Origin of the sequence: Clostridium tarantellae, assembly GCF_009295725.1 — a bacterium.
GTDB classification, from domain to species: domain Bacteria; phylum Bacillota; class Clostridia; order Clostridiales; family Clostridiaceae; genus Sarcina; species Sarcina tarantellae.
Genome location: NZ_WHJC01000185.1, coordinates 1 through 6888 on the forward strand (window position 1 = coordinate 1; position 6888 = coordinate 6888).

The window sequence follows — 6888 nt, forward strand, 5'->3', positions numbered from 1 at the left end:
ATTTATTAGGTTATATTTTATAAATAACTAGTGATGGCAAAGGTTTAAATAAAGTTAGCATAGATAATTTCCAAATTTCATAATGGTTAAACACCATTACTAAAAACATAGAATACTTTAAGATAAATCATATAGGATTAATACGAATTGCCATAATATAATTGAAAGGAGCATTAGTATGGATTTTTCAAAAAAGTTTTCAGATACAAGTTTTCAGCATAAAGATATAGTTCCTTTATCATATCAATCCAATGACAAAGTTTTAATAACTAACTTTCCAGATGAAAAAACCCCCTTTTATACTCCAAAAGATTCAGAAATACATTTTAAGATTAATAAAGATAGATTAGGGGAAATAACTATACTAGAAGAATTAATATTTAAAAATGTAGCTAAAATAAGTTTTAATGCTAATATAAAAAAATTAGTTGTTAGTTCTACTGGTGTAGAAAAAAATCCTCAACTAAAAAATACTATATATTACTTATTTAAATTAAGGAATTCCTCTAATCCAAGTAATATAAAGCTTCATTCTATTATTAAAGCAGATGAAAATGCTAATAATTTTGTTGCTGATTTAAATAATAAACCTTTTAATTTTGGTGATATTATAGAATTAGAAGCTTATGCAGAAAATGAAATAACAATTAATAATTTTCCTGCTACTGGACAAAGTGAAGATATTAATAAAAAGTTTTTTAACTCTGAAACTGTAAAAGGATTTTTTAAGATAACAACTGAAGGGCTACAAAGTTATAATCCATCACAATCTTTACCAACCACTATACTTCCTAATACTATTAAAATTAATAAAGTAGACAATACTCCTTTAATTTATTTAAATTTCAATATTTTAGATAAAGTTATACAGGCTTTTTCCTTTGGTGGTAATGGTGATATTTTAAGTAGTTATAATTATTTTATATTTAAGTTATATAATTCTGAAGCTAAATTAATTACTACAAGTATTTTAACATCAGATGGAGATATTTCAACTTTTTTAGAAAAAATAAAACTTAAAAGTTTTAATGATGATTATATTCTAGATTTAACCTATAATGAGAAGTCTAAGTCTCATATTGTATTTACTAATTTAAATGGAGTAGATCATATTCCAAGTGATACTAGAGAACGTTATAAAATAACTTCTTTAGGATTACAAGCATTGCCAGTTTTCCTTTCAAATGTGATAAATATAAATAGTATCAATAATTTACCAGTAACTTTAATAAAATTTAATTCTATAGATAAAAAATTAAATGTTAAATCTTTAAACAATATTTCAGATGGTTCAAGTACTTATGATTATTTTAAATTTAATTTATATAATGAAACAGATGTAACCTTATCAAATCCAATTAAAACTACTAAATTAATTTCTAATGTTAATGCCACAGATTTTTTTAATGAACTTAATGAATTTAGTTTTCAGTATGGTCAAATTATAAAATTAACTTATGCTAACATGGCTATGGCACATACTGAAATAAGTAATTTTCCAAGGGAGGGAGTAAATCATATTCCAAGTACTAGCCCAGAGTATTACAAAATTACTTCTTCAGCATTAATAACTTATACACCACCTTCAAATATATTTACAAATAACTTTAAATTTAATTCTTTAAATAATAGTGAAATGGTAAAGATTAAATTTGATAAAGCTACTAAAAGGTTAGTTGTTACATCTACGGGAGTTTTTTACAATGGGTTAGCTAGTGATACTGTATTTAAATTTGAATTAAAATCTGGTACAACTATTAAAGCTTCTGCCACTTTAAATGGCAATGAAAATGGATCTAATTTTCAAAACCTATTAAATGATGAAAGGTTTGAATTTGGAGATAATATAGTTTTAACTTATTTAGATAAATCTAAAATAATTTTAGAAAACTATCCTGATATAGGTGATAATTATAATTTAGCAGCTGATAATTCACAAAGTTTTATAATAACACAAAGTGGAATAACTCCAATTTTAACACCAAATAAAATAACCGTTAAATCTAAGAGTAATGAAGAAGTTTTAACTATTGAGTTTAATAAAGAAACAGAACAGTTTATTGTTTCTTCTACAGGAATAGACCCAGATACATCCTCCACAGAAGTTTATTTTACTTTACTTTTAAAGGATATTGATTTAAATACTACATTAACAGCTACCTTAAATTCCAATGAAAATGGTAATAAGTTTAAAATGGTTTTAAATAATAAAAGTTTTAAATTTGCAGAAAATACCTTAGTTCTTATCTATAGAGATAAAACTAAAATTGAAATTTCTAATTATTCAAGTTTGGGACAGACCTATGTGCCAAATATAAACTCTAATGCCTTTAAAATATTTCCTGATAGCTTATTTGATGCCTTATTAAATAATAAAATTAAAATTGTTAATGATAATATTGAAGAGATAGCCTCATTATATTTTATTAAACCACTTGTTATGTCAAGAGTTAGAGTTATTGCCACAGCTACCGATGCTATATCTACTGATACACTTCAAAATAATGAAAAATATGTTCAGTTTGTAAAATATAATTTAAATGGACTAAGTTTAAATGGATATGCTGAAATATTAGGAAAACAAAAGGCTAAAGATTTCAGTAATACATTAAATGACTCCTCTATACAAATTAATCAACCCTTTGATATTTTTAGAATGTCAAATAAAATTGGTAATAGGATAATAATAAATGATTATAAGGGACAATCTACCTATGATATAGGAGAAGAACCAGAATTTTTAATGATAACATCTTCTGCATTAGTTCCTCATGAACTAAATTATAATAAAATAAAATTTAAAAATAGAAATAATAAAGCAATTCTATATATTTATTTTGATAAAGTAGATATAAATAATCCAAATAATATTTATATACAACCCTACTCTACAGGTACTGTAAATACTGATTCTCATAATTTTTATTTTAAAATATTAGATGAAACAGAAACAACTATAAAAATTGAAGGAAGAATAAATAGAAATGAAACAGGAGATTTAATAAAAGTAAGTAGAGATGATAGTAATATATCTAATACTTTTAATATTGGTGATATATTAGAGGTTGGATGTTCAAATGTAGACTTAGTTGAAGTTTATGATTTTCCATTTACTAATGTAGCTAAAGTCCTTACTGAAAGTCCACAAAAATTTAAAATAACTGAAAATGGGTTAGTGAAATTTGTTAGTAAATCTGTAGATTCTCAAGAAATAGATTTTTCAAATATAGCTAAAGTAAACTTTAATAGTAAGACTAAACAATTAAAAGTTATTTCTACAGGTGATATAATGGCTCCAGCTTTAGAGAATACCTGCTATTTTTTATTTAAGCTAAGAGATAGCTCAAATAATATAAAGAATTCTTCTTATATTAAAGCTGATGAAAATGGGAGTGCTTTTGCTAACGCTTTAAATAATACTCCTTTTGATTTTGGAGATACTATAGAATTAGCATCCTTTACCTCTGATTTAATAGAGATTAAAAACTTTCCTACCCAAGGAAGAAGCAAAATGTTAGATGGACAGTTTTTCAATATGGATACTTATGGAGGATTTTTTAAGATAACTAAAAAAGAACTACAAGAATTTAATCCTACAGCTATGTTACCAACCACTACCCTTCCAAACACTATAAAAATTAATAAAGTAGATAATACTTCTTTAATTGAATTAAATTTTAATACCATAGATAAGGTAATACAAACCTTCTCATTTAATGGTAATGGAGATAGTTCTAGCACTTATAGTTATATTATCTTTAAATTATATAGTTCTCAAAATAAATTAATTACTACAGGTACATTAACCTCTAATGGAAATAGTTCTGATTTTACAGATGAACTTAATCTTAAAATTTTTGACTATGATTATTATATTGATTTAACCTATAATATTAAAGCTATGGCTCACATTATAATCACTGATTTACAAGGTATGGATCATGTTCCAATAGATACTAGAGAGCGTTATAAAATAACTCCAACAGCATTAGAGCCTTTACCCATTTTCCTTAAAAATATTATAAATATAAATAGTACTAATAATGCTCTTGTTACTTCAATAAAATTTAATTTTATAGATAAAAAGCTAGATGTTAAATCTTTAGGAAATATAGCAGATAATACAGGTGTATATGACTATGTTACATTTGGTTTGTATAATTCAACGGACACAAATTTTTCAAATGCTATAAAAACAGCTAATTTAATTTCTAATAGTAATGCAACAGCTTTTTCAATGAATCTTAATGAAACGGATTTTGATTATGGACAATTAATAAAATTAACCTATGCAAGTCGGGCTATATCTCATGTGAAAATCACTAATTTTCCAACTAACTTAACAAATCATACTCCTACTGAAATCATAGAATATTATAAGATAACTAACTTAGGGTTAGAAGGGTTAACAAGTGCTATTTCAAATATTATAAATATAAAAAATATTAATAATGCTCCATCTTCCTCTATAGAATTTAATATTACAAATAAAAAATTAAGAGTTAAATCTTTAATTAACATTCCTGATAGTTCAAGTAGATATAATTATGTTACTTTTAATTTATATGCGGAAATGGATAAATCTTTTTCTAATCCTATTGAAACAGCTGAGTTAGTTTCAAATGTTAATCCAATAAGTTTTGCTAATATTTTAAACAATACTGATTTTGATTTTAATCAAATTATAAAATTAACCTATGATAATAAAGCCATATCCTATGTTGAAATTACTGATTTTCCATCTAAAGGCATGAAGTATACCCCTAATGAGCTTATAGAGTATTATAAAATAACTTCTTCTGGACTAGAACTTTATCCTGTTTTTCTAAAAAATACTATAAATATAAAGGATATTAATAATAATTTATCAACTTCAATAAAATTCAACTTTGTTAATAAAAAATTAAATGTTACAGCTTCAAATAACATTCCAGATGTGAGAAACAATTATGATTATTTTATATTTAGTATATATGCTCAGTTAGATATACAATTAGCTACCCCTATTAAAACCACTAAATTAATTTCTGATAGTAATCCAACAGTTTTTGCAAATAATCTTAATGAATCTTCTTTTGAATATAATCAAATTATAAAATTAACTTATGCTGATAAAAGTATGTCACACATAGAAATTACTAACTTTCCATCACAGGGACAAAATCATATTCCTAATGAAATTATAGAGTATTATAAAATAACTCCTATAGGACTAGAGGCTTTCCCTGTTTTCTTAAAAAATACTATAAATATAAATAGTGTTAATGATAATCTAGTTTCTGCAATAAGATTTGATTTTATAAACAAACAGTTAAGGGTAGTATCTTCCACTAATGTTTCTGATAGTACTAGTAGTTATGATTATGTTATTTTTAACTTATATAATAAAACAGATATAGCTTTATATAATCCTATTAAAAGGGTTAAATTAACTTCTAATATGGTTTCAACAGTTTTTTTAATTGAACTTGATGAAACTAATTTTGATTATGAACAGCTTATAGAATTAGATTATAATATAAAATCTATACCTCATATTAAAATTACTAACTTTCCATCACAAGGAGTAACTCATACACCAAATAATGTTAAAGAGTATTATAAAATAACTGCATTAGGATTAGAAGCTTATATACCACCTATAAGAACACTTCCAAATAATTTTGTTTTTAATTCTTTAAATAATAGAGAAATGGCAGATGTTAAGTTTGATAAATTTATAAAAACATTAGTGATTACATCCACAGGAGTTCTTTATAATGGACAAAACAATGTAAATGCATTTATATTTGAATTATTAGATAATACAACTGTTAAAAACTTAGGAATTATAAAGGATAATGAAAATGCAGAAAGATTTAAAAATGATTTAAATAATAAGGGGTATGATTTTGGTAATATTATAACTTTAAAATATTTAGATAAAACCAAAGTAGTTTTAGAAAACTATCCTAATACAGGGGATATTTATACTATGGTAAATGAGGGATCTCAAAAGTTTAATATAACTCCAACAGGAATAAGCCCTATTTTAATACCAAATAAAATAACAGTTAAATCTAAAACTAATGAAGAAGTATTAACTATTGAATTTACGGAAGAAACTAAGCAGTTTATTGTTTCTTCCACAGGAGTAGTTCCAGATTCAACTTCTAATGAGCCTTATTTTACTTTAATTTTAAAAAATGAAAATGGAAATAATTTATTAAAAGTAGTGTTAAAATCTAATGAGAATGGTAATAAATTTAAAACAGCATTACATGGTAAAAAATTCAAATTTACAAAAAATTACTTGCTTTTAATTTATAAAGAAAAAAATAAAATAGAAATTTCTAATTATCCAAGTAAAGGACAGATTTATATTCCACAGTCAAATTCAGATTTTTTCCAAATATTATCTACTGGATTAATAAATTCATCTTTAAATAGTAAAATTAGAATTATAAATGATAGTAATGAAGAAATGTGTGAAGTAAGATTTATGAAATTAATAAATGAAATATTTATTAGTACTACAGCTACTGATTTTATATCTACAAATCTGTTAGAGGATAATGAAAAATATGTTCAATATGTACAGTATTCTAAGGATAATATAAATTTATATGATGAAATATTAGTAAAGCAAAGTGCAAAATCTTTTAGTAATAATTTAAATGAAAATTTTATTTCAGTGGAAGACCCCTTTGATATTTTAAGAATATCTAATAACATTGCTAGTACAATTATAATAAGTAATTATAAAGGACAAAATCAGTATAAAGTAGGAGAAGAACCAGAATTTTTAAGAGTAACTCTTAATGAATTAATTACACATGAATTAAATTATAATAAAGTAAGATTTAAAAATAAGGATAATTCAACTATTTTATTTATTTATTTTGATAA

The 6888-nt window shown here is 23.8% G+C and carries 1 protein-coding gene; it reads left to right on the forward strand.

What is annotated here, in order from left to right; all coding sequences use genetic code 11:
* Positions 1–178: 178 nt before the first annotated feature.
* Positions 179–6888 (forward strand): hypothetical protein (locus GBZ86_RS11005; protein ID WP_152890630.1); only part of this gene is annotated, 6710 nt, incomplete at its 3' end.